Here is a 25,084-nt window from a genome sequence, read left to right as displayed (position 1 = left end):
GCCTGACCTGCGACTTCCCTGTGGGCAGGGTTGATTCAGCGTGCGGCAATAGGGGAACGAGCGATGCGGCGGGGAATTTACAAAGTGCGGGCGGTGGCGAGGATCCACCGCCCGTGAGGCGGAGTCAGGCGGGCAGGGCGGGTTCCTGGTTGCGCTCGACGACGATCTGGCCGCCGTGCATGCGCACCAGTTGGTCGGCAACCGGGAAGTAGCGGTCGTCGTGGGAGATGACGATGATGGTCTTGCCCTGCTGTTTCAGCTCCGGCAGCAGCTCGGTGTAGAACACGCGGCGGAAGGCCGGGTCCTGGTCGGCGGCCCACTCGTCGAACACCAGCACCGGGCGCTGGTCGAGCCAGGCATTGATCAGCGCCAGGCGCTTGCGCTGGCCGGTGGACAGGTCGGTGGTGGTGAAGCTGCCGTCGCGGATGCTCACCTTGTGGGCGATATCCAGGCGTTCCAGATACTTGCCGGCCTCGGGCGGCAGTTCGGCCTGGCCGGGCAGCGGCTCGTCGAACAGGTAGTAGTCGGCGAAGATGGTGGTGAACAGCTGGCGGTAGTCGTCCAGGCGCTGCGGGGTGACCGTTTCGCCATTGAGCCGAACTTCGCCCTGTTGCGGGCTGTACAGGCCCAGCAGCAGCTTGATCAGGGTGGTCTTGCCGCAGCCGTTCTCGCCGACGATGAAGACGATGTCGCCCTGGCGGATGCTCAGGTTCACCGGCCCCAGGTGGAACGGCTGGCTGCCCTCGACCTGCGGGTAGTCATAGCGCAGCTGGCGCAGCTCGATGGACTCGACGCTGGACACGGCGGGTGCGCGGTCGCTCACCAGCAGGTGCGGCTCGGGCGACGAGAAGCGCGCCGACAGCTCGGCGATGCGGCGCAGGGCGATCTGCGCGCGGCTGATGCTCGGCAGGTTGGTGATCAACTGCTCCAGCGGCCCCTTCATGTACAGCATCACCAGCACGAAACCACCAAGCACGGTGCGCTCGGTGCTCGGCCAAAGCGCCTGGAAGGCGATGGCCACGCCGATGACGGCGAAGAACAGCATCGAACCGAAGGTTTCGGCGCTGACGAAGATGTTCGCCGCGCGGATGTTGGCCTTGCAGATGCGCTCGGTGGCGCCGTGGATCAGCTGGTCATGCATGTACTGGCGGCGCTTGCGCTGGATACGCAGTTCCTTGGCGCCGCCGGAGAGGGCCTGGTAGTGCTTCTGCAGCTCGTCCTCGCCGTTGCGCGCGGTGAGGATGTTCTTCATGCCGAAGCGGTGGGCGAGGAACTGCGCGCCAGTGCCGATCACCACGGTCAGGGCGGTGATCAGCAGTATCTGCCAGGACAGCAGCGCCAGGTAGGCGAGGCAGCCCAAGGTGACGGTAAAGGCAATGACCATGGGTGCCACGGACAGGGCGAAGGCGCTGATGGTGCTGACATCGTTGAGCAGCACCGGGATCAGGCGGTGGGCACGGTAGCGCTCCAGTTGCGCGATCGGCGCCACCAGCACCTTGGCGGACAACTCGCGGCGCAGCCGCGCCACCACCTTCTGGCCCACGTAGTTGGTCAGCAGGTTCGAGCCGGTGGAGCAGGCCAGGGTCAGCACGCACAGGCCGCCGAACAGCAGGGCGGTATGGGTGTCCGGCCCGCCGGCGGCATTCATCGCGCTGTTGATGGTGGCCAGCAGGGCGGTGACGCTCAGGCCGCTGACCACGCCAAGGGCCGCCGAAAGCGCGACCAGCATCCAGAACGGCTTGAGTATGCGCAGGGTTTCCTGGGCGAGGCTGGGTGTCTTGAGCGTCATGGGGGCATCTCGTGAGTATTCGTTGGCGCCGGGCAGGAGCAGGTCCTGATCTTGGTAGACGAGAGGGTTTTGCGCGGATTTAGTCGCCCGGCGCCGAGGGCGCCGGGGCGGGGCAGGGCTTACAGCTCGCGGGCGACGCGGAAGCCGATCCAGTCGCCGCGCAGGGTGGAGCTGCGCTCGTTGCGGTTGCCCGAGCGCGAGAAGATCGGCGCCTCGGTGTAGTCGTTGCCGCGGATCACCCGGCGATCCTCGCATTCGCTGCTGTTGGTCTGCGGGCTGCCGTCGGTGGGGGCGCTGGCGTAGCTGTCGACGTAGCAGTCGCGGGTCCATTCGTAGACATTGCCGTGGCCGTCGTAGACGCCAAAGGCATTGGGCGGGAAGCTGCCGACCGGCGAGGTGAAGGAGAAGCCGTCGGTAGGGCCATAGGTATTGGCGTGCTTGGAGATCTGGTACTTCTGCTCGTCGCTGTCATCGAGCGGGAAGGGGAACGGCCCGGTGCTGCCGCCACGCACGGCGTACTCGCGCTGGGATTCGCTGAGGACCTTGTAGACCTTGCCGGTCTTCTTCGACAGCCAACTGGCATAGGCCTCGGCTTCGTGGAAGTTCAGGCACACGGCGGGCTGGCGGTCGCCTTGCTGGTAGCGCGGCACGCCGGCGATGCACTCGCGGCCCGGACGGGTATCGCCGTTGGGCACCTTGTAGCCGGTGGCCTTGAGGTAGGCCTTCCACTCCCCGTTGGTGATCTGATATTGGCTCACGGCAAAGGCTTTTTTGAACGTGACCTGGTGCATCGGGCCTTCGTCGTCCTGGCGGCCCTTTTCGTCATCCGGGGTGCCCATCATGAAGCTGCCGGCGGGCAGCACCACCATTTCCGGGCAGGTCTTGGCGCAGTCGCGGAACACGCTGCCAGGTTTGTGCGCGGGCGCCGCGGCCAGGGCCGGCAGGCTGCAGGCGACCAGCAGGGCGGCCAGGGTGAGGCGGTTCAGGGGTGCGGTCATGGGGAAGCCTTGTTCAGGGTTGCTGGGCAGACAGCGGGAGTTCGTGCTGTTGGACGAACTGAACGAGGCGATGTTTAAGGGGGATTTGTATCCAGGTGTGGTAGGGCTGCGCCTGTGAGCGCGCAGCCCGTACGCAATCAACTCAGTTCAAGCCAGATCGGTGCATGATCCGAAGGCTTTTCCATCCCGCGCAGCTCATAGTCGACCCCGGCGGCCCTGACCCGCGGCAGCAGCCCATGGGAGGCCATGATCAGGTCGATGCGCAGGCCGCGCTTGGGCTCGTCCTCGAAACCGCGGCTGCGGTAGTCGAACCAGCTGAAACGGTCGGCCACGTCAGGGTACAGGTGGCGGAAGCTGTCGACCAGGCCCCAGCCCTTGAGACGCTCCATCCACTCGCGCTCTTCGGGCAGGAAGCTGCACTTGCCGGTCTTCAGCCAGCGCTTGGCGTTGTCCGGGCCAATGCCGATATCACAGTCCTGGGGCGAGATGTTCAGGTCACCCATCACCACCACAGGCTGGTCGTTCTTGAACTGCCCTTCGAGCAGGGCCTGCAGGTCGCTGTAGAAGCGCTGCTTGGCCGGGAACTTGGTGGGGTGGTCGCGGCTTTCGCCTTGGGGGAAGTAGCCGTTCATGATGGTGATCGGCGTACCGTCGGCATCGGCGAAGGTGCCCCAGATGAAGCGGCGCTGGGCGTCCTCCTCGTCACTGGCGAAGCCCTTGGACAGCGACAGCGGTTTTTCCCGCGAGAGCAGGGCGACGCCATAGTGGCCCTTCTGGCCGTGGTAGTGCACGTGGTAGCCGAGTGCCTCGACGTCGGCCAACGGGAACTGATCGTCGCTGACCTTGGTTTCCTGCAGGCCGATCACGTCCGGCTGGTGTTTGTCGATCAGCGCCGCCAGCTGGTGCGGGCGGGCGCGCAGGCCGTTGATGTTGAACGAGACGATCTTCATGGAAAGACGATCCTGGTAAAAGCCACGGATGCTAGCCGACATCGCCGGCCACGGCCAGCATGGCGCCGCGCGGCAGGCGCTGCTAACGTGCTGGAGGAGGTGAACCCAGCGCCGGAATCTGGTTCCAAGGCCCTGTACGCCCATTCCAGGAGGACTGCCCGCAATGCCCGACGACATCGCCGCCCCGGCCCGGATCTGCCTGCTAGACGCCGGCTACGCCCGCGAGGCGCGTTCGCTGCTCTACCATGCCTACCGCCACGAACCGACCTTCGCCTGGCTGTTCGAGGCCCAGCGCCCCGGGTACGAGCGCCGCCTGCGGGTGATGGTGCGCGAGTGGGTGCGCCAGCACTTTTACCTGCAATTGCCGGCGATCGGCCTGTTGCTGGAGGATCGCCTGATCGGCCTGGCGCTGATCGTGCCGCCGCAACGCCGGCTTGGCGTGGCCGACAGCTGGGCCTGGCGCCTGCGCATGATCCTCGGCACTGGCCTGCGCTGCACCCGCCGCTACCTGGATTACCAGGCCGCGCTGGCCGGGTGCCTGCCAGGGGACAAGGTGCATGTGCTGCCGCTGTTGGGCGTGCACCCGCAGTTCCAGGGCCAGCACTACGGCGAGCAACTGCTGCAGGCCGTGCATGACTGGTGCGCGGAAGACGCCGGTACCGACGGCGTGGTGCTGGACACCGGCAATGCGCATTACCTGGCGTTCTACCAGCGCCAGGGTTATGAAGAGATCGGCGAGATCGCCGTGGGGCCAATCCGTGAGCGGGTGTTCTTCCACCCCAACCCGCGCTCGTCGAGGGTAGCGAACCTGTGACAGGCGTTTTCTGAAAGCCCCTTGGCCGTTGCGCTCTGGTAGCATGCCGCGCATGACGTATTCAGGAAGACTTGGCTGGGGCCTGCTGTTGCTGGCCGCCAGCTCCATGGCATGGGCGCAGAGCGAATTGCTGGTACGGGTCAAACCCGCCAACAAGGCGCTCAAGTCCAATATTGAAGGGTATATCGGCAGCCTGGGTGACCGCGACGAAGAGGCCTTGCAGCGCTTCAGTCGGGGCGCCGAGGAGCAGGCGCGCAAAGCGGCCCAGGCCCTGGGCTATTACCAGGCGCGGGTCGAGACCGAGGTCAAGGCGCCGGCCGAAAAAGACAAGCCACCACAACTGATCATCCAGGTCGAGCCCGGCGAGCCGATTCGGCTGCGCAATGTGACCGTGCGCATCGAAGGGCCGGCCAGCGAACTCAGGGTGTTCCGCATTCCCGACAGCAAGGCGTTGCGCCCAGGCGAGCAGCTCAACCATGGCACCTACGAGGATGCCAAGCGGCTGATCCAGAACCAGGCCTCGCGCTACGGCTTCTTCGCCGGGCGCTTCGAGCGCCAGCGCCTGGCGGTCGATCCGCAGGCCGGTGTGGCCGATATCGAGCTGGTCTACCAGAGCGGCCCGCGCTACCGCCTTGGCGAGGTGAGCTTTGGCGGCGATGCACCGTTGGACAACGACCTGCTGCAGCGCATGGTGGGGTTCAAGCCCGGTACCCCGTACGACTCGGAACTGATCGCCGAGCTCAACAACGACCTGCAGTCCAGTGGCTACTTCGACAGCGTTCGGGTGGACGCAGCGCCCACCGCCGCAGTGGGCGAGGATATCCCCGTGGACGTCCACCTCGACACCCGCAAGCCACGCACCCTCGGCCTGGGCCTGGGTTTCTCCACCGACGTCGGGCCACGCGGCAAGGCCAACTGGACCCGCCACTGGGTCAACCCGCAAGGGCACAGCTACGGCTGGGAAACCGAGCTGTCGGCGCCCCGGCAGAACGTCGGCTTGTGGTACGACATCCCGCTGGATCCGCCGCTCACCGACAAGCTGCGCTTCGCCGGCGGCTACCAGAACGAAGAGATTTCCGGCACCGACACCCTGAGCAAGCTGCTGACGGTCGGCCCGGAGTGGCACAGCAAGCTGCCCAGCGGCTGGCAGCGGGTGATTTCGCTCAAGTACCAGCGCGAGGAATATCGCCTGGGCGACGACTCGGGGCTGAGCAACCTGCTGATGCCGGGCGTCAGCTTTTCCTACCTGCGCAGCGACAACCGCATCGACCCGCACAATGGCTACCGCCTGCAGTTCGACCTGCAGGCGGCCAAGGAAGGCCTGGGCTCGGACACCAACCTGATCCACGGCAACGTGCTGCTTAAGGGCTTGACCACCCTGGGCCAGAACCATCGTTTCCTTGGCCGCGTGCAGTTCGGCGGCAGTGCCACCAATGGCTACCAGCAGAACATCCCGCCGTCACTGCGCTTCTTCGCCGGTGGCGACCAAAGCGTGCGCGGCTACGACTACCAGTCGCTGTCGCCGAAGAACAACCAGGGCGACCGCATCGGTGGGCGCTACCTGGTGGCCGGCAGCGCCGAGTACCAGTACTCGATTGCCGAGAAATGGCGCCTGGCGACCTTCATCGACCAGGGCAATTCGTTCAACTCGCTGGAACTGCCCAGCCTCAAGACCGGCGTCGGCATCGGCGTGCGCTGGGTGTCGCCGGTGGGGCCGCTGCGCCTGGACCTGGCCCGCGCCCTGGATGACGACGGTGGTTTTCGTTTGCACTTCTCCATGGGGCCTGAGCTGTGACGCGTGTAGTCAAACCCATCCTGCTGGCATTGCTGGGCCTGCTGTTGCTGATCGTCCTGGCGTTGGGCCTGGTGCTGGGCACCCAGGGCGGCAGTCGTTGGGTGCTGAGCCTGGTGCCGGGGCTGCAAGTCAGCGATTTCTCCGGACGCCTCGGCGGCAGCTGGCAGGCCAGCCAACTGCGCTGGACGGCGGGCGAAGACCGTGTCGAGGTGCAGGCCCCGCAACTGGACTGGTCGCCAACCTGCCTGCTGCGCGCCACCTTGTGCGTCGAGCGTCTGCAGGCCGAGCGTATCGACATGGCCTTCGCCCCGGGCGAGGACAAGCCCGATGGCGGCCCGCTGCAACTGCCGGCGCTGAATCTGCCGTTGGCCATCGAGCTGGGCGAGGTCAAGCTGGGCCAACTGCGCCTGGATGGCAGCGACCTGCTGGGCGACCTCAGCCTGGCCGCGCACTGGACCGCGAGCGGGCTGCGCGTGGATAGCCTGCAACTGCGCCGCGACGACCTGCGGCTGGACGTGCAGGGCGACCTGGTACCCCAGGGCGACTGGCCGCTGCAGCTGCAAGGCACGCTGCAACTGCCGGCGGTCGATGGCAAACCCTGGCAACTGGCCTTGAACGCCAAGGGCGAGTTGCAGAAATCCCTTGCCATCGATGCCACCAGCAGTGGCTACCTGGACGCACGCCTGAGCGGTGAGCTGCAGGCCCTGGCTGAGCACCTGCCGGCCCACCTGAGCATTCGCGCGGACAGTTTCAAGCCCGCAGCCGAGCTGCCCGACACCCTGCAACTCGACCAGCTGCGGCTCGATGCCCAGGGTGACTTGCTCAAGGGTTATCAGCTGTCCGGCTCGGCCACGCTGCCCGCCGAGCAAGGGCCGATCGGCCTGGTGCTGGCCGGCAAGGTCGATGCCAAGGGCGCCCGGCTCGACGCCCTGGACCTGAACGCCAGCGACCAGCAGCGCCTCAAGCTGCAGGCCAGCGCCGACTGGCAGCAGGGCCTGAGCGCCGATGCCAGCCTCGACTGGCTGGACTTCCCCTGGTTGCGCTTGTACCCGCTGGAGACGGCGCCCCAGGTCACGCTCAAGCGCTTGAACGCCCAGGTGCAGTACCGCGACGGCAGCTACAAGGGGGTGTTCAACGGCGACCTGGATGGCCCGGCCGGCGCCTTCAGCCTGGCCAGCCCGTTCGACGGCGACCTGGGCCAGGTACGCCTGCCGCAGCTGGTGCTCAATGCCGGGCAGGGCAAGGCCGCCGGCAGTGTCGCCCTGCGTTTTGCCCACACCCTGGCCTGGGATGTCGACCTGCAACTGTCGGCCCTGGACCCGGCCTACTGGCTGGCGGAGCTGCCCGGCACCCTGGCCGGCCCGCTGCGCAGCCAGGGCGAATTGAAGCACGAGCAACTGACGCTCAAGGCTCAGTTGGACCTCAAAGGGCGCCTGCGCGGCCAGCCGGCGCTGGTCAAGGTCGACGCTGAAGGCGCGGGCGAGCGTTGGACCCTGGGCAGCCTGGCGGTGCAGCTGGGCGACAACCGCATCAATGGCAGCGCCAGCGTACAGCAACGCCTTGCCGGACGTGTCGACCTCGACCTGCCGCGCCTGGGCCAGCTCTGGCCGCAACTGCAAGGGCAGGCCAAGGGGCGCCTGGACCTGGCCGGCACCCTGGCCGCGCCGCAAGGCACCCTGACCCTGCAGGGGCAACAGCTGGGCCAGGCGGACAACCGCGTGCAGCGGCTGGACATGGATGCCCGGCTGGACAATGCCCAGCGCGGCCAGGTGACGCTCAAGGCCGGCGGTATCCGGGTGGGTGATACCTCCCTGGGCAGCCTTGATGTGCAAGGCAAGGGCGATCTTCGCCAGCAGGCCGCCACCCTGGCCCTCGACGGCCCGCAACTCAAGCTTGACCTGGCGCTGGATGGCGCCCTGGCCAAGGGCGACTGGCGCGGTCGCCTGGCGAGCGGGCGCATCCAGGCCGGAGGCCAGGACTGGCAGTTGCAGGCGCCGGCGCGCCTGCAGCGTCTGGCCAGCGGCCAGCTCGATTTCGGCGCCCATTGCTGGCGCTCCGGCCAGGCCAGCCTGTGCGGCGAGGACCAGCGCCTGGCGCCGGAGCCGCGCCTGCGCTATCACCTCAAGCAGTTCCCGCTGGACAGTCTGGCGCAGTGGTTGCCCAAGGACTTCGCCTGGCAGGGCCTGCTCAACGCCGACATCAACCTCGACATCCCGGCCAGCGGGCCCAAGGGCAGCATCCGCGTCGATGCCGGCGGCGGCACCTTGCGGGTACGCGACAAGGACCGCTGGGTCGACTTCCCCTATCAGGTGCTGCGCCTGGACAGCACCCTGGCGCCACGCCGGGTCGACACCCGCCTGGACTTCCGTGGCGAGCGCCTGGGTGAGCTGAATGTGAACACCCGCCTTGATCCGCTGGGCCGCAACAAGCCGTTGTCCGGTGATTTCCGCCTGGCCGGGCTTGAGCTGTCGGTCATTCGGCCGTTCCTGCCGATGGTCGAGCGCCTGGCTGGCCAGCTCAACGGCAGCGGGCGTCTGTCCGGCAGCCTGATTGCGCCCCAGGTCAATGGCAGCCTGGCCTTGAGCGGTGGCGAGGTCAGCGGCGCGGAGTTGCCGGTGAGCCTGGAGGGCCTGTCGCTGCAGGCGCTGATCGCCGGTGAGCAGGTGCAATTGAACGGCAACTGGCGCAGTGGCGCGGCAGGGCGTGGGCAACTGACCGGACACCTGACCTGGGGTCAGGCGCTGGGCATGGACCTGCGCCTGCAAGGCCAGCAGCTGCCGGTCAGCGTCGAGCCCTACGCGGCGCTGGAAATGGCGCCCGACCTGAGCATTCGCCTGCTGGACGACAAACTGGCGGTGACCGGCAAGGTGCAGGTGCCCAAGGGCAAGATCACCGTGCGCGAGCTGCCGCCGTCGACGGTCAAGGTCTCGGACGACACGGTGATCGTTGGCCACCAGACCGAACAGGGCAAGCCGCCGGTGGCGGTGGCGATGGACATCGATGTCGATGTCGGCAGCGAAAAACTGTCGTTCAAGGGCTTCGGCCTGACCGCCAACCTGCTGGGGCACGTGCATATCGGCGACAACCTCGACACCCGGGGCGAGCTGAGCCTGGCCGATGGGCGTTACCGCGCTTACGGGCAGAAGCTGACCATTCGCCGCGCGCGGCTGCTTTTCGCCGGTCCCATCGACCAGCCGTACCTGGATATCGAGGCGATCCGAAAGGTCGACGACGTGATTGCCGGTATTCGCCTGAGTGGCAGCGCCGAACAGCCGACCACCAAGGTGTTCTCGGAGCCGGCGATGAGCCAGGAGCAGGCGTTGTCCTACCTGGTGCTGGGCCGGCCGCTGAACAGCTCCGGCGAGGACAGCAACATGCTTGCCGAGGCGGCGCTGGGGCTGGGCTTGATGGGCAGCGCCGGCCTGACCGGCGGCCTGGCTTCGAACCTGGGCATCGACGACTTCCAGCTTGACACCCAAGGTACGGGCAACAAGACCAGCGTGGTGGCCAGCGGCAACCTCACCGAGCGCCTGAGCCTGCGCTACGGCGTAGGCGTGTTCGAGCCGGCCAACACCATCGCCTTGCGCTACAAGCTCAGCAAGAAGGTCTACCTGGAAGCCGCCAGCGGCCTGGCCAGCTCGCTGGATATCTTCTACAAGCGCGATTTCTGATCTGTCCTTTATCCGCCCCGGCCAGCGCTGGCCGGTGGCGGATGGCACGGCTCAACGCGCAGCCCGCAGACGCCGCCACAAGGTGGTGCGGCTGATGCCGAGGCGGCGCGCGGCTTCGTCGAGGTCGCCCTGGCAACTGTCCAGGGTTTCGCGTACATGGCGCAGCTGCGCGGCCTTGCCCACCGTTTGCAGATCGGACGCTTGCGGCGCCTTGGCGCGCCGGGATGGCAACTGGCTTTGGCACAGCTCGGGCAGCACCCGCGCCAGGTACTGCTCGTCCACCCCTTCGTCGCGCAGCAGTTCGCGGGCCGACAGCATCGCCCGCTCGATCACGTTCTCCAGTTCACGGACATTGCCCGGCCAGGCATGGCGCACCAGGTAGGGCAATAGCGCCGTCATTACCTGTGCAGCGCCTGTTGGCTGCCCCTGGACCAGCAGGCGCTGGCCGATGCTCTGGCAGATCAGGGCGATGTCCTCGGGGCGTTCGCGCAGGGGCGTGGTCTGCAGCCGCAGGATGTTCAGTCGGTAGTACAAGTCGGTGCGGAAACTGCCCTGGTCGATGGCCGTGCCCAGGTCCTGGTGGGTGGCGGCGATGATCCGCACGTCGATGGCAATCGGTTCAGTACTGCCCAGGCGCAGCACTTCGCGCTCCTGCAGCACCCGCAGCAGGCGGGTCTGCAACGACACCGGCATGTCACCAATTTCGTCGAGGAACAGCGTGCCGCGGTGCGCGGCCTCGAACAGACCGGGCTTGCCGCCCTTGCGCGAACCGCTGAAGGCGCCTTCCTCGTAGCCGAACAGTTCGCTCTCCAGCAGTGTTTCGGGAAATGCCGCGCAGTTGATGGCGACGAAAGGGCCCTGCCGGCGCGGGCTTGCATTGTGGATGCCCTGGGCCAGCAGTTCCTTGCCGGTGCCGCTCTCGCCGGTGATCAGGATGGTCGAGTGGCTGGCGGCGAAGCGCTCGGCCAACTGCAGCATCTCGCGGTTGGCCCTGCTGTTGCCGCTCAGTTGTTCCAGCCGGTAGCGCGCGGTGAAGGCGCCGGGGCGACGGCTGGAGCGGATGCGCTGGTCGGCTCGCTGCACGGCGCTGATATCCTGGCAGGTCAGCACCAGGCCGGTGCGCTCGCCGTTCTCCAGGATCGGCAGCAGGTTGCTGACCACGGCTTGCGCGCCCAGGCGGATGACACGGTTGTCCTCGCCCGTGCCGTCCTGCAAGGCCTGCTGCAGGTCCAGCTCGGGGCAAAGGGCTTGCAATGGGCGGCCGAGCGCCGCGCTGGCCGGCAATCCCAGCAACTGTGCCAGTGCCGGGTTGAGCGACTGCACCAGGCCTTGGTTGTCGACGGCCGCGACCCCGGTGGGGATATGTTGTAGCACGGCATCGAGGTGGCGGCGCTTGGCGATTTCGATGCGCTGGCTGTCGAGGATGCCAAGGGCCTCTTCGAGCGCCTTGCGCACGGTGTCCTCGCTCAGCGACAGCACGCCCTGCAGCCCGGCCTGCTCGGCCAGCTCCACCACGGTAGACGAGCCGATGATGCTGCCACAGCCCAGCCGGGCGGCGTAATCGACGGCGTGGCGGGCTTGCTCAAGCGAGGTATAGGCGGCCTGGTGCACCTGCACGGTGAACAGCGCCGCCAATGCCTGCAGGTCCTGGTTGATGTGGTCGTAGCTGAGCACGGCCACTTGCGTGCCGTGGGCCTTGGCCTGCCCCAGGGCGCGCAGCAAGTCGCCGCCGCCGACGCGCATTGCCAGTACTGGCCGGGCCAGGTGCTTGCGCAGGTAGGCGGCGGTGGCCCCTGCGCAGACGAACACATCGACTTCGCCGCGCTGCTCCAGCTCGCGGGCGGTCTGCAGCGCTTCGGCTACCGAGGTGTCGAGCACCTCGATACGGGTGTCGGGGTAATCCGCCGTGAGCCCGCTCACGACCTGGGCGAGACGGCTGCGCTGCCGAGGGCGTTGCAGGTGGCTGATCAGCACGACGACCTTGGAGGCGGAGGAGTGCATGGCGGACCCTGTTCATGGTTGCAATGTTTCAATAGTGAATGAATGCCTTGCACAAGTGAAATGAAGATTGTCCAACCGGGCACTGCCAGGACATGCCAAAACCCAGGCGTCATGGGGCTTGTAGGTGGATGGTCGACAGTTGGCCCAGGCTTTGCTCTGGCCCTGTTGCCAATTCACCAGCGAAGGCAGGGCCCATCGACCCATGAGCAGTTCCTCCACGACGTCTCTGGCCAGCGATCCGATCGCGGCCAGCGACAACGACCAGCAGTTGGTCGACTTCATTCGCGAACGCGCCGCCGCCGAGCGGGTGCTCATCACCGCGCGCAAGCGCTTGAGCGGTGGTGCCATCCAGGAAAACTGGCGGCTCGACCTGTTGATCGAGGGTGGTCCCTGGGCCGGTGACCGGCGCTGGGTCCTGCGCAGTGACGCACTGTCGACGCTGCCGGCCAGCCTCGGCCGCGAACAGGAGTTCGCCGTGCTGCAGGTGGTCTACCAGGCCGGGGTCAAGGTACCGCGACCGCTCTGGCTGTGCCGTGACACGCGGGTGCATGGGCGGGTGTTCTTCCTCATGGAATACGTGCCGGGCATCGCCGCCGGGCGCCTGCTCAGCGCCCAGGCCGGTGCGCAAGGGCAGGGCGGGCTGGCGGCGCAGTTGGGCGCCAACCTGGCGCGCCTGCATCAGGTGCGCCCCCCGTGTGCGGCGCTGGACTTTTTGCCAATACCTCAGGGCTCACCCGCCCTGGCCACCCTCACGGCCTACCGGCGCTACCTCGACACCCTCGACCAGGCCTACCCGGCCCTGGAGTGGGGCCTGCGCTGGTGCGAGCTGCATGTGCCGCGCAGTCAGGCCCTGTGCCTGCTGCACCGCGACTACCGCACCGGCAACTACCTGGCCAGCGAACAGGGGCTGGAGGCGGTGCTCGACTGGGAATTCAGTGGCTGGGGCGACCCCTGCGAGGACCTGGGTTGGTTCAGCGCCCGTTGCTGGCGTTTCACCCGCCCCGACCTGGAGGCGGGCGGCATCGGCCTGCTCGAGGACTTCCTGCGCGGCTATCACGAAGTGTCCAGCCTGGCCATCGAACCTAGCCAACTGCACTACTGGCAGGTCATGGCCACCCTGCGCTGGGCGGTTATCGCCCTGCAGCAAGGACAACGCCACCTGTCCGGCGAAGAACCTTCCCTCGAACTGGCTCTGACCGCGCGCCTGCTGCCGGAGCTGGAGCTCGACATCTTGAACATGACCGGAGCCGAGGCGCCATGACCCAACCGAATGCCGCGCAACTGCTCGATATCGCTCGCCAGACCTTGCTGGAGCAGGTGTTGCCCGAGCTGTCCGGCGAGCTGCGCTACCCGGCGCTGATGATCGCCAACGCCATGGCCATCGCTGCGCGTGAAAGCCGCCTGCAAGGCGAGCTGGAGGTCCAGGAGCACGCACGTCTGGGCGCCGTGCTCGAGGCGCCGCCAGCGACCCTGGCCGGCACGAGACAGCATTTGGCCCAGACCATCCGCGAAGGTCGCCACGACGCGCCGCAGGCACGTCGCGCCCTGGTCGAGGCGCTGCGCCAGACGACGCTTGACCGTCTGGCGATCAGCAACCCCAAGGCCATGCCCTGAACGCCGGTGGCCACTGCCCGATTTCCAAGACTGAAAACGCATAGAAGGACAACCATGAACTTCACCCTGTCGGACGACCTGCTGACCTTGCAGGCGAAAACGCGCGACTTCATTGCCAATCACGTGATTCCGTTTGAGAAAGACCCGCGCCAGGACCGCCACGGCCCCAGCGACGACTTGCGTCAGGACCTGCTGGAAAAGGCCCGCATCGCCGGGTTGCTGACCCCGCATGCCAGCCCCGAGATGGGCGGCATGGGCCTGAGCCATGTGGCCAAGGCGATCGTCTTCGAAGAGGCCGGCTATTCACCCTTGGGGCCGGTGGCGCTGAACATCCACGCACCCGACGAAGGCAATATCCACCTGATGGACGTGGTCGCCACCGAGGCGCAGAAGGACCGCTGGCTGCGCCCGCTGGTCCAGGGTCGGGCGCGCTCGTGCTTCGCCATGACCGAGCCTGCGCCGGGCTCAGGCTCGGATCCGTCGATGCTGCGCACCACGGCCACCCGCGATGGCGACGATTACCTGATCAACGGCCGCAAGTGGTTGATCACCGGCGCTGACGGCGCCGATTTCGCGATCATCATGGCGCGCATGGAGGACGGCACGGCGACCATGTTCCTCAGCGACATGCGGCGTGAGGGCATCGTCCACGAACGGCAGCTGGACTCGCTGGACAGCTGCTTCACCGGTGGCCACGGGCAACTGCGTTTCGACAACCTGCGCATCCCGGCGAGCGATGTGCTCGGCGAGATCGGCAAGGGCTTCCGCTACGCCCAGGTGCGTCTGGCGCCGGCACGGCTGACCCACTGCATGCGCTGGCTCGGCGCCGCGCGTCGTGCCCACGACATCGCCTGCGATCATGCGCGCACCCGCGACGCCTTCGGCAAATCGCTGGGCGAGCACCAAGGTGTCGGCTTCATGCTCGCCGACAACCAGATGGACCTGCATGTGGTGCGCCTGGCGGTATGGCACTGCGCCTGGGTACTCGACCAGGGCGAGCGGGGCAATGTCGACTCGAGCATGGCCAAGGTGATCAGCTCCGAGGCGCTGTGGCGGGTGGTTGATCGCTCGATGCAGGTGCTGGGCGGGCGCGGGGTGACCGGGGACACGGTGGTGGAGCGGATCTTCCGCGATATCCGGCCGTTCCGCATCTATGACGGTCCGAGCGAAGTGCACCGCATGAGCCTGGCGAAGAAACTCCTCGACCAGCGCCCGGGAGGTCACTGATGCAGCCGCAACTTGCTCGACTGTTCTCTCTTGATGGCCGTCGCGCCCTGGTGACCGGGGCCTCCAGTGGCCTGGGCCGGCACTTTGCCCAAACCCTGGCGGCCGCCGGCGCCGAGGTGCTGGTCACCGCCCGGCGCGAGGCGCCGTTGCAGGCCCTGGTCGAGACCATCCAGGCCAGCGGCGGCCGGGCCCGCGCCTTTGCCCTCGATGTGACCCGCCGGGACGATGTCTGCCGGGTGCTCGATGCCGCCGGCCCCCTGGATGTGCTGGTCAACAACGCCGGCGTGAGCGACAGCCAGGCGCTGCTCGACTGCGATGATGGCAGTTGGGACCGCGTACTCGACACCAACCTCAAGGGCGCCTGGACGGTGGCCCAGGAAAGCGCGCGGCGCATGGTTGCCGCAGGGCAGGGCGGCAGCCTGATCAACGTCACCTCGATCCTCGCCAGCCGGGTGGCCGGCGCCGTCGCCCCTTATCTGGCGGCCAAGGCCGGCCTGGCGCACCTGACCCGCGCCATGGCCCTGGAGCTGGCGCGCCATGGCATTCGCGTGAACGCCCTGGCGCCGGGATACGTGATGACCGACCTGAACGAGGCGTTCCTGGCCAGTGACGCGGGGCAGAGATTGCGTTCGCGTATTCCGAGCCGGCGCTACAGCCAGCCGGCGGACCTGGACGGCGCCTTGCTGCTGCTCGCCAGTGACGCCGGCCGCGGCATGAGCGGCAGCGAGATCGTGGTCGATGGCGGCCACCTGTGCAGCAGCCTGTAGAGACACCGCCCAGCCTTGCAACCCCCGTGATGAATGGCACCGGCCGTGCCGGTCAAGAACAACAAGAAACAGAGGTAGTTATGTGCCTGCAACCGTTGAACTGCCCATGGACGAAGGACCCGTCATGATGAACCCGAGCCTGGAACACGAACTGGCCCCGAATGCGGCCAACCACGTGCCGCTGTCACCACTGTCGTTCCTCAAGCGCGCCGCGCAGGTCTATCCCCAGCGCGACGCGGTGGTGTACGGCGACCGTCGCTACACCTACCAGCAGTTGCACCAGCGCAGCCGGGCCCTGGCCAGCGCCCTGGAGCGGGTCGGCGTGCAGCCGGGCGAGCGTGTGGCGATCCTGGCGCCGAACATCCCCGAGATGCTCGAGGCGCACTATGGCGTGCCCGGCGCGGGTGCCGTGCTGGTGTGCATCAATATCCGCCTGGAGGCGCGCAGCATCGCCTTCATCCTGCGCCATTGCGCGGCCAGGGTACTGTTGTGCGATCGCGAGTTCGGCGCGGTGGTCCACAAGGCGCTGGCGATGCTGGACACGCCACCGCTGCTGGTGGGCATCGATGATGCCCAGGCCGAGGGCGCCGACCTGGCGCCGGACCTGGACTACGAAAGCTTCCTGGCCCAGGGCGATGGCAACCGGCCGTTGAGCGCGCCGCACAACGAATGGCAGTCGATCGCCATCAACTACACCTCCGGCACCACCGGCGATCCCAAGGGCGTGGTGCTGCATCACCGTGGCGCCTACCTCAATGCCTGCGCCGGGGCGCTGATCTTCCAGCTCGGTCCGCGCAGCGTCTACTTGTGGACCCTGCCGATGTTCCACTGCAACGGCTGGAGCCATACCTGGGCAGTGACCCTGTCGGGGGGCAGCCACGTGTGCCTGCGCAAGGTGCAGCCCGAGGCGATTCACGCCGCCATCGCCGCGTATGGCGTGACCCACCTGAGCGCCGCGCCGGTGGTGATGTCGATGCTGATCCATGCTCCGGCAGGCGCCGCGCCGTCCCAGGCGGTGTCGGTGATCACCGGTGGCGCCGCACCGCCCAGCGCGGTGATCGCCGCCATGGAGGCGCGCGGTTTCAGCATCACCCATGCCTATGGCATGACCGAAAGCTATGGCCCTAGTACCTTGTGCCTGTGGCAGCCAGGCGTCGACGAGCTGCCGCTGGAGGCTCGCGCGCGGTTCATGAGCCGCCAGGGCGTGGCCCATCCGATGCTCGAGGACGCCACGGTCCTGGATAGCGAAACCGGCCAGCCGGTGCCCGCCGACGGGGCGACGCTGGGCGAGCTGGTGGTGCGCGGCAACACGGTGATGAAAGGCTACCTGCACAACCCCGAAGCCACCCGCAGCGCCCTGGCTGGCGGCTGGCTGCACACCGGCGACCTGGCCGTGCTGCACCCTGATGGCTATGTGGAGATCAAGGACCGGGCCAAGGACATCATCATTTCCGGCGGCGAGAACATCAGTTCGCTGGAGATCGAGGAGGTGCTCTACCAGCATCCTGAGGTGCTCGAGGCCGCCGTGGTGGCGCGGCCCGATTCGCGCTGGGGCGAAACCCCGCATGCCTTCGTCACCCTGTGTGCCGAGGCCCAGGGGGATATCACCGGCGAAGAGCTGATCCGCTGGTGTCGCGAGCGCCTGGCGCACTTCAAGGCGCCGCGGCATGTGTCGTTGGTGGCGTTGCCGAAGACGGCCACCGGCAAGATCCAGAAATTCGTCCTGCGCGAATGGGCTCGCCAGGCGGCTGCAGCCAGTGACCGGCCGGAAGGGTGATGCGTGGTCACCCTCCCGATCGGCCGCCGGCTCGCTCAAGTCTGCTATATCGAACGGAGGAAAAGCTTCACACTATCCGCCAAAATACAGGTAGGCATCTACCTGCCTGTGAACCGACATTCATGAGCCGGATCTTCTCTGATGACGTCCTATATCCTGGGGACCGCGTTACTTGGATTCGACGACTTCGCTCTGGCCCAGAGGCTCGAGCCTCATGCGCTGCTTGCAGAGGTTTCGCTTGCCCTTGGCGAGCCCGATGGCGCAATCGAAACCCGCCCGTTCAACGCGCTACTGGCGTTGGCTGCGCACCGTTCGGGTAATCGCCTGTTCGCTCTGCAGTTCGGGCTTGAACATGGCATGCGGGGGATGGGGACCCTGCTGCATGTCATTCAGAGCGCGGACACAGTCGGTGAGGTGCTGAGGGCATTGGTCCGGTACGCCCATGTGCTCGGCACGGCAGTGGAGTTTCGCCTGGAGCGGCATCTCGGCAATGCACGCTTGAGCTGTCAGGTCACCGATGCGGATCTGCCCTGTGTAAGACAGACCGTGGAGTGGGCGATGGGAATGAGCGCGCAGCTCATGCACAGTTTGCTCAAGCACCTCTGGCGCCCGCAGGCCCTGCTGCTGTGCCATGGCGCGGGGGCGGAGCCTTCGGCATACCGGCGTCTGCTGGGGGTGGCGCCGCGTTTTTCCAGCACGGAAAACGCCTGGGTGTTCGACCCTGCGCTGCTGGACGCACAGCTTGGCGCAAAGGATCAACGCATCCTGCAACTGACCCGGCAGTTCCACGACGAGCTGGCGGATATCACGCTGGAGTCGTTGCCCATGCACGTACAAAAGCTTATGCGCAATCACATGCCCCAGGGGCGTGTCACGGTCGAACAGATTGCCATGGATCTTAAGATCAGCTCGCGCAGCCTGCAGCGCTACCTGCTGACCCAAGGCACGAGTTTCCAGGCATTGCTGGACGGGACCCGCCAGGCGATGGCCACCCGCTTGCTACGAGATGCGACGATCAACCTGACGCAGGTGGCAGAGTTGCTGGGATACACCCAGCTTGCCGCGTTTTCCAGGGCGTTCAGCCGCTGGCATGGCCTCAGCCCGCAACAATGGAAGCGCCAGCTACGCCAGGCGCCTGATGCCGAAAGCGGGCGTGGTCGACATGGCTGACGTTCCCTTTGTCCGGGCAATCAGCCTCACCGGGTTTCATGCCTTCGCCGCCGGGCAGGGGCTTGATCCCGAGCAGATGCTCAAGCACGTCGGCCTGCCGGGCCAGGGCCTTCAAGACGAGGACGATCTGCTCCCCTACCAGCAATACTGTGCTTTGCTCGAGGCCTGCAGTCGGCATTCGGGCAATGCGCTGTTCGGCCTGGAATATGGTCTGTTCCAGGCCTCCGATGTGTTGGGTGACTTGCTCCACCTGCTGCGCAATGCGCGCACGGTCGGTGATGCGCTGGTGGAATTGCGCAACCATTACGCCCTGTACAATGGTGCGGCCGAAGTCGGGCTGGACAGCGAAAACGGCCTGACCATCCTCAGCTATCATGTTCGCCCCTCCCACGCGCCCGGCGTGGGCCAGGCAGAGGAGCTGGCCGGTGCCGTGGGCATCGCACTGATGCGCGCACTGGCAGGCCCGCACTGGCTACCTAGCGCCCTCTGGCTCAACCATTCGCCCAGTACCGATGTCGCCTTGTATGCCCAGGCGCTCGGCATGCCGCCCACCTTCAATGCGCGTTGTGTCGCCCTGGTGTTCGAATCATCGCTGTTGGCGCAGCCCTGTGTCCTGTGTGATGAGGCGTTGCACCAACTGGTGGTCAGGAGGATGCAGCGCCTGGAGCGGCTGTCCGGCGACGAGCTGGCCATCCAGATCAAGCAGTTGCTGCATCACCTGCTGCCCAGTGGGCGGGCCACGGCGCAGAAAGTGGCCAGCATCATGGCGCTGACGCCGAACGAGTTGCGTCAGGCCATGACGCAGGAAGGGCTGACGTTCCAGCAATTGCTCGAGGAGGTACGTCAGTCCATGGCCCAGGCCTACCTTGCCAGGCCTTCGGCCAACATCGGCGAGCTGGCCGCGCTGCTCGGCTATTCCGACACCGGTGGATTTTGCCGAGCCTTTCATCGCTGGTTTCAGATGAGCCCGTTGAGCTGGCAGAAGGCCCACGGCATCAAGCGCCAGCCGCGTCTGCTGGGGCGCGGACGTACGCGCCCCTAGAGGGTGTCGGCCCTTCGCTAGTAACCCCGGAATATATCGCCAATGCTCGCGATAGGGTGCGCCGCGTGCGCCGTTTGTGCCACGGATCGACTGGCTATGGAAGACTGAGGGGCGTAGACCGCCGTCAGGAACAGGGCAAGTGTCACGCTGGCCACCAGAAAAGCAAAGATACGCATGGGAACCTCCAGCTTTTGTTTTTGTAGTTATCTTCGAGTCTGGCCCGTGGCGTTGGCTAAAGCTTGATAAAGTGCGCCATTAAATGGGCCTTTGTGCGGCTGTTTCGGGAGGGTTGGCCGCTGCGAATACCTGGGTGGCCGCCACGATGTCCTGATCGCCATGGCCCATGGATTCAGCCCTTTGCACGACCCCGCATACGGCGTCGAAGACCGGCGTCCAGGCCCCTTGCGCGTGCAGCGCCTGGGCGATGTGAGCGAAGGCGCCGGCATGCACATCGAGCCTGGCCTGATCGCCTGCGAAATCCTGCGCTTCCAGCCGGCGTACCGCTTCTTCGAGCGCGTCGCTGATGAAAAACCGTGACGTGTCGAGCAGCAGCCTGGCCGTCTCCGCCACCGGCAGGCCGAAACGCTCGCTCGCGCCCACGGCCTCGAAGAACGCCATCATCGTGGCGAATGCCTGGGCGTGGAGCACGGTGGCAAAGGCCAGTGCTTCGTCCCAAGGCAGGAACATCGTTTGACCGGCCAGCGCTTCGAGCAGCGCCCGATGCTGCTCGAAACCCTCATGATCGCCGGTATGCAGGGTGTGGCTCTGGCGATGACCGACGTTGCGCGGGTAGGCCACGATCATCCCTTTGACGTACAGGCCACCAGCGGCGTTGACCAGCGCCTGAAGCGCCAGGCCCTCGTCGCGGCCGTTGGTGGTGTAATCGATCACTGTGCGACCTGCGAGTGCCGCCATCACCCCCGGCCTGCCAAGCACGCCATGGGTCGCCTGGTCGTCCAGCAGCACGAAGACCGTGACCGGGCTTGCGCTGAGCGCGGCGTGAGCCGAGTCGCACAGCTGAGCACCAGCGGCGACCAGCGCCGCCGCTTTGCCAGGCGAACGGTTCCACACCGCCACGCGTTTGCCTTGCTTGAGAAATGCATGGGCCATGATCGTGCCCATGGCGCCGAGCCCGACTACCGATACATCGACGTCGAGGCGCTGCTCATTTTGCGTGCTCACATTCCAACCCTCATGATTTTTGTTTTAGGTATCCAGGACGCGGGCGCAGTCTTTCGCCTACAACAGGTTCTGTGCGCGGGCCCAGTCAGTCGCGTCGACCAGCGTGCGTTCGAAGGCGCTGAAGATCGCCTCGATATCGGCCTGGGTGCAGATCAACGGCGGACAGAAGGCGATCGTGTCGTAGATGGCGCGAATGATCAGCCCGTGCTTGTGCGCCTGTCTGAACACATAGCCACCCAAGGTGCCGGGCTGGGCGAAGGGTTGGCCGGTGGCCTTGTTCGCCACCAGTTCGATGGCGCCCACCAGCCCGATACCGCGCACATCGCCCACCAGCGGATGGTCGGCGAATTCGCGCAGACGGCGCTGGAATTCAGGGGCCAGGCGCTGGACCTGGCCCACCAGGTCGCGCTCTTCGATGATGCGGATATTTTCCAGCGCCACCGCAGTGGCGACGGGATGACCCGTGCAGGTCAGGCCATGGGCGAAGGCTCCCAAACGCTGGCTCTGGCTGAGCAGGACGTCATGAATGGCATCGGACACCAGCACGGCGGCCAGGGGCTGATAGGACGAGGTGAGCTGCTTGGACAGCACCATGATATCGGGCTGGATCCCGTACAGCTCGGCGCCGAACATCGTGCCAAGCCTGCCGAAGCCGGTGATGATCTCGTCGATCACCACAAGGATGTCGTAGCGTCTGCACACCGCCTGGATCGCTGCCCAGTAGCCTTGGGGAGGCGGAATCACGCCGCCTGCGGCCATCACCGGTTCGCCGATGAACGCGGCGATGGTTTCCGGGCCCTCGTCGAGGATGTAATGCTCCAGCTCGTCCGCCAGGCGCGCCGAAAAGGCTTCCTCGGTCTCGCCAGGCCGGCCGAATCGATAGAAGTTCGGGCAGGTCAGGTGATGCACCGGGATGGCCGGCAGATCGAAATCACGGTGCATCGACGGGATGCCGCTCAAGCTGGCGCAGGCGACGGTGGCGCCGTGATAGGCCTGCTGGCGGGAGATGAACTTCTTCTTGGCGGGCTTGCCCAGTGCGTTGTTCACGTACCAGACCATCTTCACCACCGAGTCGTTGGCCTCGGACCCTGAGTTGGTGAAGAACACATGGTTCAGATCGCCGGGCGCAAGCTCCGCCAGCTTGGCGGCGAGCGCCGCGGCCGGGGCGTTGGTCTTGTGGCTGAAGCTGTGGTAGTAGGGCAGTTGCCTGAGCTGCTCGACGGCGGCGTCGACCAGGCGCTGTTCGCTGAAACCCAGGGCAACGCTCCACAGGCCCGACATGGCTTCGATATAGGCATTGCCCTGTTCGTCGAAGACCTGCACACCGTCGCCTGCGGTGATGACCAACGGCCCGATTTCCTGATGCTGGGCCAGGTTGGTGTTGGGGTGAATGAGTGCTGCCAGATCGTTGCGCGCGGTCGCAGTGAGCGTGTTCATTGGTCCATGTTCCTGTCGCAGGCTTCGATCGCCCGCAAGTGAGCAGGTTGCCTGCGCCCCGTGGATCGTCACGGGACGCACGGCAGGATCCTGCGGTTACTGACCAAGCGCTGCCGCGACCGCTTCGCCGAACGCCTTGAGACCCTGTTCGAGCTGCTCGGTCGGGGTGTTCACCGGTGGCATCAGCTTGATGATCTCGCCGTTCGGCCCGCAGCGGTCGACCAGCACGCCCGCCTGCAGCACGCGCTGCTGGGCATCCTTGGCCAAGGCTACGTTGCTGCGGCCGAAATCGATGCCGGCGATCATGCCGCGGCAGCGCGCCGAGGCGACCCCTGGAATCTCGGCGTAGCCGGCGACCGCGCGTTCCATGGCCGCGCAGTTGGCGGCCAGCAACTTCAGGAACTGCTCGTCGCGCCAATAGCCGAGGGCAATCTGGGCGGTAAGGAACGCCAACTGGTTGCCGCGGAAGGTGCCGATATGATCGCCCGGCTCCCAGACATCCAGCCCGGCGCCGATCAACACGATGGCCATGGGCAGGCCGTAGCCACCGATCGATTTGGCGCAGGTGATCAGGTCAGGGACCACCCCGGAGCGCTCGAAGCCGAAGAAGTCACCGGTGCGGCCGCAGCCAGCCTGGATCTCGTCGCAGATGAGCAACACCCCGTGTGCACGGGTCCATTGGCGCAAGGCTTGCAACCACTGATTGGAGGCGGGGTAGACGCCGGCCTGGATCTGCACCGATTCGACGATCACCGCCGCTGGCAGCTCCGAGCCGCTGCCCTGGTCGTTGGCCAGGCGCTCGAGGAAGCCGATGCTGTCGAAGGCGCCGTAAGGGCTGTCTTCGTAGGGCACGAACACCACGTCGGTGGACAGCCCCGGACCGCGCCGGGTGCGGTTGCCAGTGACCGCCAGCGCACCAGCCGTCATGCCGTGGTAGGCACCATAGAACGACACGATCTTGCTCCGCCCGGTCGCCTTGCGCGCCAGCTTCAATGCCGCCTCGACGGCATCGGCGCCGGTCGGGCCGGTGAACTGCACCTTGTAGTCCCAGCCGCGCGGCTTGAAGAGGTCGCGTTCCAGCGACTCGAGGAACTGCCGCTTGGTGGTGGTGTGCAGGTCCAGGGCATGGGTCACGCCGTTGGCCGACAGGTACGCGATCAGCGCATCGCGCATGCGCGGGTCGTTGTGGCCGTAGTTCAGGGCACCGGCGCCGGCAAAGAAGTCCAGGTACTCGCGGCCATCCTCGCCGCGGATCTTGCTGCCCTGGGCAGTATCGAAGACCAGCGGCAGATCGCGGCAATACATCCGCACGTTGGACTCGAGCCGTTCGAATGTCTCGATGTTGTTCATGCATAACCTCTTGAAGTGATCGGGCAACATTTGCTTGGCGCTATCAGTGCTTGAACATCACGTGGCGCACCACGGTGTAGTCTTCCAGGCCATACATGGACAGGTCCTTGCCGTAGCCGGACAGCTTCACGCCGCCATGGGGCATCTCGCTCACCAGCATGAAATGGGTATTGACCCAGGTGCAGCCGTATTGCAGGCGCGCGGCCAGGCGATGGGCGCGGCCGACATCGGCGGTCCACACCGAAGAGGCCAGGCCGTAGTCGGAGTCATTGGCCCAGGCCAGCGCCTGGGCTTCGTCCTCGAACGACGAGACTGTCACCACCGGGCCGAAGATCTCCCGGCACACCACCTCGTCATCCTGGCGGGCACCGGCCAGGACCGTCGGTTCGAAGAAGAACCCGCTACCTGCGGCGCGCTTGCCACCAGTGACGACCTCGATATGAGGCACTTCCCGGGCACGCTTGACGAAGCCTTCGACGCGACCCAGGTGCTCTTCGGTGATCAATGGCCCCATCTCGGTCGAGGGATCATCCTGCAGCCCGCACTTGATGCTGGCCACGGCCTCACCGAGCTTGCGCACGAACTCGGGGTAGACCGACTTCTGCACATACAGGCGGCAGGCGGCGGTACAGTCCTGGCCTGCGTTGTAGAAGCCAAAGGCACGAATGCCTTCGACGGCCGCGTCGATATCGGCATCGTCGAAGATCAGCACGGGGGCCTTGCCACCCAATTCCATGTGCATGCGTTTGACGCTGTCGGCGGTGCCCTCGATGATCCGGCTGCCGGTACGTACGGAGCCGGTCAGCGACACCATGCGCACCTTGGCATGGCTGGTCAGCGGCTCACCGACCGTGGCCCCCCGACCATGGACGATGTTGACCACGCCGGCAGGGAAGATCTCGGCCAGCAGTTCGCCGAGTTTCAAAGTGGTCATCGGCGTGTGCTCCGAGGGTTTCAGCACCACGGTGTTGCCGCCGGCCAAGGCCGGGCCGAGTTTCCAGGCCGCCATCAGCAAGGGATAGTTCCACGGCGCGATGGAGGCGACCACGCCGACCGCATCGCGACGAATCATCGAGGTGTGCCCCGGGATGTACTCGCCCCCGGCCGAACCTTGCAGGCAGCGCACGGCGCCGGCGAAGAAGCGGAACACGTCCGACACCGCCGGCAGCTCGTCCTGCAGCACGGCGGTGTAAGGCTTGCCGCAGTTGTCGACTTCCAGGCGCGCGAACTCCGGTGCCTGGGCATCGATGCTGTCGGCGAGCTTGAGCAGCAGGGCTGCGCGGTCCTTGGGCGGGGTTTGCGACCAGGCTTCGAAGGCCGCATCGGCGCTGTGCACCGCGGCATCGACCTGGGCTTGGCTGGCCTCGTTGGTTTGCACCAGGACGCTGCCCAGGGAGGGGTTGTACACGGCCAGCTCGTCGCCTTCGCCGGCTACCAGGGCACCATTGATCAGAAGTTTGCTTTGCATGTCGATTCTCGCCATTTAACGGCGCGGCCAAA

General features: G+C 66.4%; 18 protein-coding genes. 10 read left to right on the top strand and 8 right to left on the bottom strand.

Annotation, left to right across the window (positions count from 1 at the left end; translation table 11 throughout):
- Positions 1–124 precede the first annotated feature (124 nt).
- From C3F42_RS03570 to xthA, 3 genes are all read right to left on the bottom strand, one after another.
- Positions 125–1,789, bottom strand: a complete 1,665-nt coding sequence (locus C3F42_RS03570; RefSeq protein ID WP_038705980.1) for a cyclic peptide export ABC transporter — start codon at positions 1,787–1,789, stop codon at positions 125–127.
- Positions 1,790–1,908: 119 nt separating this feature from the next.
- Entirely contained in the window at positions 1,909–2,787 is an 879-nt protein-coding gene (locus tag C3F42_RS03565; RefSeq protein ID WP_104443979.1) for a formylglycine-generating enzyme family protein, read from the bottom strand.
- Positions 2,788–2,924: 137 nt separating this feature from the next.
- Positions 2,925–3,737 carry an exodeoxyribonuclease III gene (xthA, locus tag C3F42_RS03560; protein ID WP_023631818.1) on the bottom strand — a complete coding sequence of 271 codons (813 nt, stop codon included), beginning with the start codon at positions 3,735–3,737 and terminating at the stop codon, positions 2,925–2,927.
- 163 nt (positions 3,738–3,900) lie between these two features.
- Here xthA and C3F42_RS03555 point away from each other — a divergent pair, with 163 nt between their 5' ends.
- Genes C3F42_RS03555 through C3F42_RS03545 form a run of 3 tightly spaced genes read left to right on the top strand, consistent with a single transcriptional unit; the run spans position 3,901 to position 10,017 of the window.
- Positions 3,901–4,551, top strand: a complete 651-nt coding sequence (locus tag C3F42_RS03555) for an N-acetyltransferase (RefSeq protein ID WP_104443978.1) — start codon at positions 3,901–3,903, stop codon at positions 4,549–4,551.
- Between the two features lie 52 nt (positions 4,552–4,603).
- Complete coding sequence (locus C3F42_RS03550) at positions 4,604–6,346, top strand: autotransporter assembly complex family protein (protein ID WP_104443977.1); 1,743 nt, start codon at positions 4,604–4,606, stop codon at positions 6,344–6,346.
- A complete protein-coding gene (locus C3F42_RS03545; RefSeq protein WP_104443976.1) occupies positions 6,343–10,017 on the top strand; it encodes a translocation/assembly module TamB domain-containing protein in 3,675 nt (1,224 codons plus the stop codon). The genes C3F42_RS03550 and C3F42_RS03545 overlap by 4 nt, the downstream gene beginning before the upstream one ends.
- A gap of 51 nt (positions 10,018–10,068) precedes the next feature.
- On the opposite strand, the gene prpR is transcribed toward C3F42_RS03545, so the two are convergent.
- Positions 10,069–12,018, bottom strand: coding sequence for a propionate catabolism operon regulatory protein PrpR (gene prpR / locus C3F42_RS03540; protein ID WP_104443975.1), 1,950 nt, complete (start codon positions 12,016–12,018; stop codon positions 10,069–10,071).
- Positions 12,019–12,220: 202 nt separating this feature from the next.
- Here prpR and C3F42_RS03535 point away from each other — a divergent pair, with 202 nt between their 5' ends.
- The 7 genes from C3F42_RS03535 to C3F42_RS03505 all read left to right on the top strand — a co-directional run bounded on the left by C3F42_RS03535 (position 12,221) and on the right by C3F42_RS03505 (position 19,615).
- Positions 12,221–13,279, top strand: a complete 1,059-nt coding sequence (locus C3F42_RS03535; RefSeq protein ID WP_104443974.1) for a phosphotransferase family protein — start codon at positions 12,221–12,223, stop codon at positions 13,277–13,279.
- Positions 13,276–13,632 carry a DUF6285 domain-containing protein gene (locus tag C3F42_RS03530; RefSeq protein WP_094011192.1) on the top strand — a complete coding sequence of 119 codons (357 nt, stop codon included), beginning with the start codon at positions 13,276–13,278 and terminating at the stop codon, positions 13,630–13,632. Before C3F42_RS03535 ends, C3F42_RS03530 begins: the two co-directional genes overlap by 4 nt.
- A gap of 54 nt (positions 13,633–13,686) precedes the next feature.
- Positions 13,687–14,859 (top strand): acyl-CoA dehydrogenase family protein, encoded by a 1,173-nt coding sequence (locus tag C3F42_RS03525; protein WP_038705988.1) that lies wholly within the window; start codon positions 13,687–13,689, stop codon positions 14,857–14,859.
- Positions 14,859–15,626, top strand: a complete 768-nt coding sequence (locus C3F42_RS03520) for an SDR family NAD(P)-dependent oxidoreductase (protein ID WP_104443973.1) — start codon at positions 14,859–14,861, stop codon at positions 15,624–15,626. Before C3F42_RS03525 ends, C3F42_RS03520 begins: the two co-directional genes overlap by 1 nt.
- A gap of 124 nt (positions 15,627–15,750) precedes the next feature.
- Positions 15,751–17,403 carry an acyl-CoA synthetase gene (locus C3F42_RS03515; RefSeq protein ID WP_104443972.1) on the top strand — a complete coding sequence of 551 codons (1,653 nt, stop codon included), beginning with the start codon at positions 15,751–15,753 and terminating at the stop codon, positions 17,401–17,403.
- Between the two features lie 141 nt (positions 17,404–17,544).
- Positions 17,545–18,573, top strand: coding sequence for an AraC family transcriptional regulator (locus C3F42_RS03510; protein WP_104443971.1), 1,029 nt, complete (start codon positions 17,545–17,547; stop codon positions 18,571–18,573).
- Positions 18,566–19,615 (top strand): AraC family transcriptional regulator, encoded by a 1,050-nt coding sequence (locus tag C3F42_RS03505; protein ID WP_104445274.1) that lies wholly within the window; start codon positions 18,566–18,568, stop codon positions 19,613–19,615. The genes C3F42_RS03510 and C3F42_RS03505 overlap by 8 nt, the downstream gene beginning before the upstream one ends.
- A 255-nt stretch (positions 19,616–19,870) precedes the next feature.
- On the opposite strand, the gene C3F42_RS03495 is transcribed toward C3F42_RS03505, so the two are convergent.
- The 4 genes from C3F42_RS03495 to C3F42_RS03480 all read right to left on the bottom strand — a co-directional run bounded on the left by C3F42_RS03495 (position 19,871) and on the right by C3F42_RS03480 (position 25,052).
- Positions 19,871–20,737 (bottom strand): NAD(P)-binding domain-containing protein, encoded by an 867-nt coding sequence (locus C3F42_RS03495; protein WP_201755011.1) that lies wholly within the window; start codon positions 20,735–20,737, stop codon positions 19,871–19,873.
- 117 nt (positions 20,738–20,854) lie between these two features.
- Positions 20,855–22,234: an aspartate aminotransferase family protein gene (locus tag C3F42_RS03490; protein ID WP_104443969.1), complete on the bottom strand. Its 1,380-nt coding sequence runs from the start codon at positions 22,232–22,234 to the stop codon at positions 20,855–20,857.
- A gap of 96 nt (positions 22,235–22,330) precedes the next feature.
- Positions 22,331–23,584, bottom strand: a complete 1,254-nt coding sequence (locus tag C3F42_RS03485; RefSeq protein ID WP_104443968.1) for an aspartate aminotransferase family protein — start codon at positions 23,582–23,584, stop codon at positions 22,331–22,333.
- 43 nt (positions 23,585–23,627) lie between these two features.
- Positions 23,628–25,052, bottom strand: a complete 1,425-nt coding sequence (locus C3F42_RS03480; protein ID WP_104443967.1) for a gamma-aminobutyraldehyde dehydrogenase — start codon at positions 25,050–25,052, stop codon at positions 23,628–23,630.
- Between the last annotated feature and the right edge of the window lie 32 nt (positions 25,053–25,084).

It is taken from the genome of Pseudomonas sp. PONIH3 (assembly GCF_002934345.1).
GTDB classification, from domain to species: Bacteria; Pseudomonadota; Gammaproteobacteria; order Pseudomonadales; family Pseudomonadaceae; genus Aquipseudomonas; species Aquipseudomonas soli.
This window is presented reverse-complemented; position numbering and strand designations above follow the sequence as displayed.

What these genes read in the sequence shown, in the direction of transcription:
- C3F42_RS03570 (WP_038705980.1), bottom strand. Translation starts at nt 1,789, where the DNA reads ATGACGCTCAAGACACCCAGCCTCGCCCAGGAAACCCTGCGCATACTC.
- C3F42_RS03565 (WP_104443979.1), bottom strand. Translation starts at nt 2,787, where the DNA reads ATGACCGCACCCCTGAACCGCCTCACCCTGGCCGCCCTGCTGGTCGCC.
- xthA (WP_023631818.1), bottom strand. Translation starts at nt 3,737, where the DNA reads ATGAAGATCGTCTCGTTCAACATCAACGGCCTGCGCGCCCGCCCGCAC.
- C3F42_RS03555 (WP_104443978.1), top strand. Translation starts at nt 3,901, where the DNA reads ATGCCCGACGACATCGCCGCCCCGGCCCGGATCTGCCTGCTAGACGCC.
- C3F42_RS03550 (WP_104443977.1), top strand. Translation starts at nt 4,604, where the DNA reads ATGACGTATTCAGGAAGACTTGGCTGGGGCCTGCTGTTGCTGGCCGCC.
- prpR (WP_104443975.1), bottom strand. Translation starts at nt 12,018, where the DNA reads ATGCACTCCTCCGCCTCCAAGGTCGTCGTGCTGATCAGCCACCTGCAA.
- C3F42_RS03535 (WP_104443974.1), top strand. Translation starts at nt 12,221, where the DNA reads ATGAGCAGTTCCTCCACGACGTCTCTGGCCAGCGATCCGATCGCGGCC.
- C3F42_RS03530 (WP_094011192.1), top strand. Translation starts at nt 13,276, where the DNA reads ATGACCCAACCGAATGCCGCGCAACTGCTCGATATCGCTCGCCAGACC.
- C3F42_RS03525 (WP_038705988.1), top strand. Translation starts at nt 13,687, where the DNA reads ATGAACTTCACCCTGTCGGACGACCTGCTGACCTTGCAGGCGAAAACG.
- C3F42_RS03520 (WP_104443973.1), top strand. Translation starts at nt 14,859, where the DNA reads ATGCAGCCGCAACTTGCTCGACTGTTCTCTCTTGATGGCCGTCGCGCC.
- C3F42_RS03515 (WP_104443972.1), top strand. Translation starts at nt 15,751, where the DNA reads ATGATGAACCCGAGCCTGGAACACGAACTGGCCCCGAATGCGGCCAAC.
- C3F42_RS03510 (WP_104443971.1), top strand. Translation starts at nt 17,545, where the DNA reads ATGACGTCCTATATCCTGGGGACCGCGTTACTTGGATTCGACGACTTC.
- C3F42_RS03505 (WP_104445274.1), top strand. Translation starts at nt 18,566, where the DNA reads ATGGCTGACGTTCCCTTTGTCCGGGCAATCAGCCTCACCGGGTTTCAT.
- C3F42_RS03495 (WP_201755011.1), bottom strand. Translation starts at nt 20,737, where the DNA reads ATGGGCACGATCATGGCCCATGCATTTCTCAAGCAAGGCAAACGCGTG.
- C3F42_RS03490 (WP_104443969.1), bottom strand. Translation starts at nt 22,234, where the DNA reads ATGAACACGCTCACTGCGACCGCGCGCAACGATCTGGCAGCACTCATT.
- C3F42_RS03485 (WP_104443968.1), bottom strand. Translation starts at nt 23,584, where the DNA reads ATGAACAACATCGAGACATTCGAACGGCTCGAGTCCAACGTGCGGATG.
- C3F42_RS03480 (WP_104443967.1), bottom strand. Translation starts at nt 25,052, where the DNA reads ATGCAAAGCAAACTTCTGATCAATGGTGCCCTGGTAGCCGGCGAAGGC.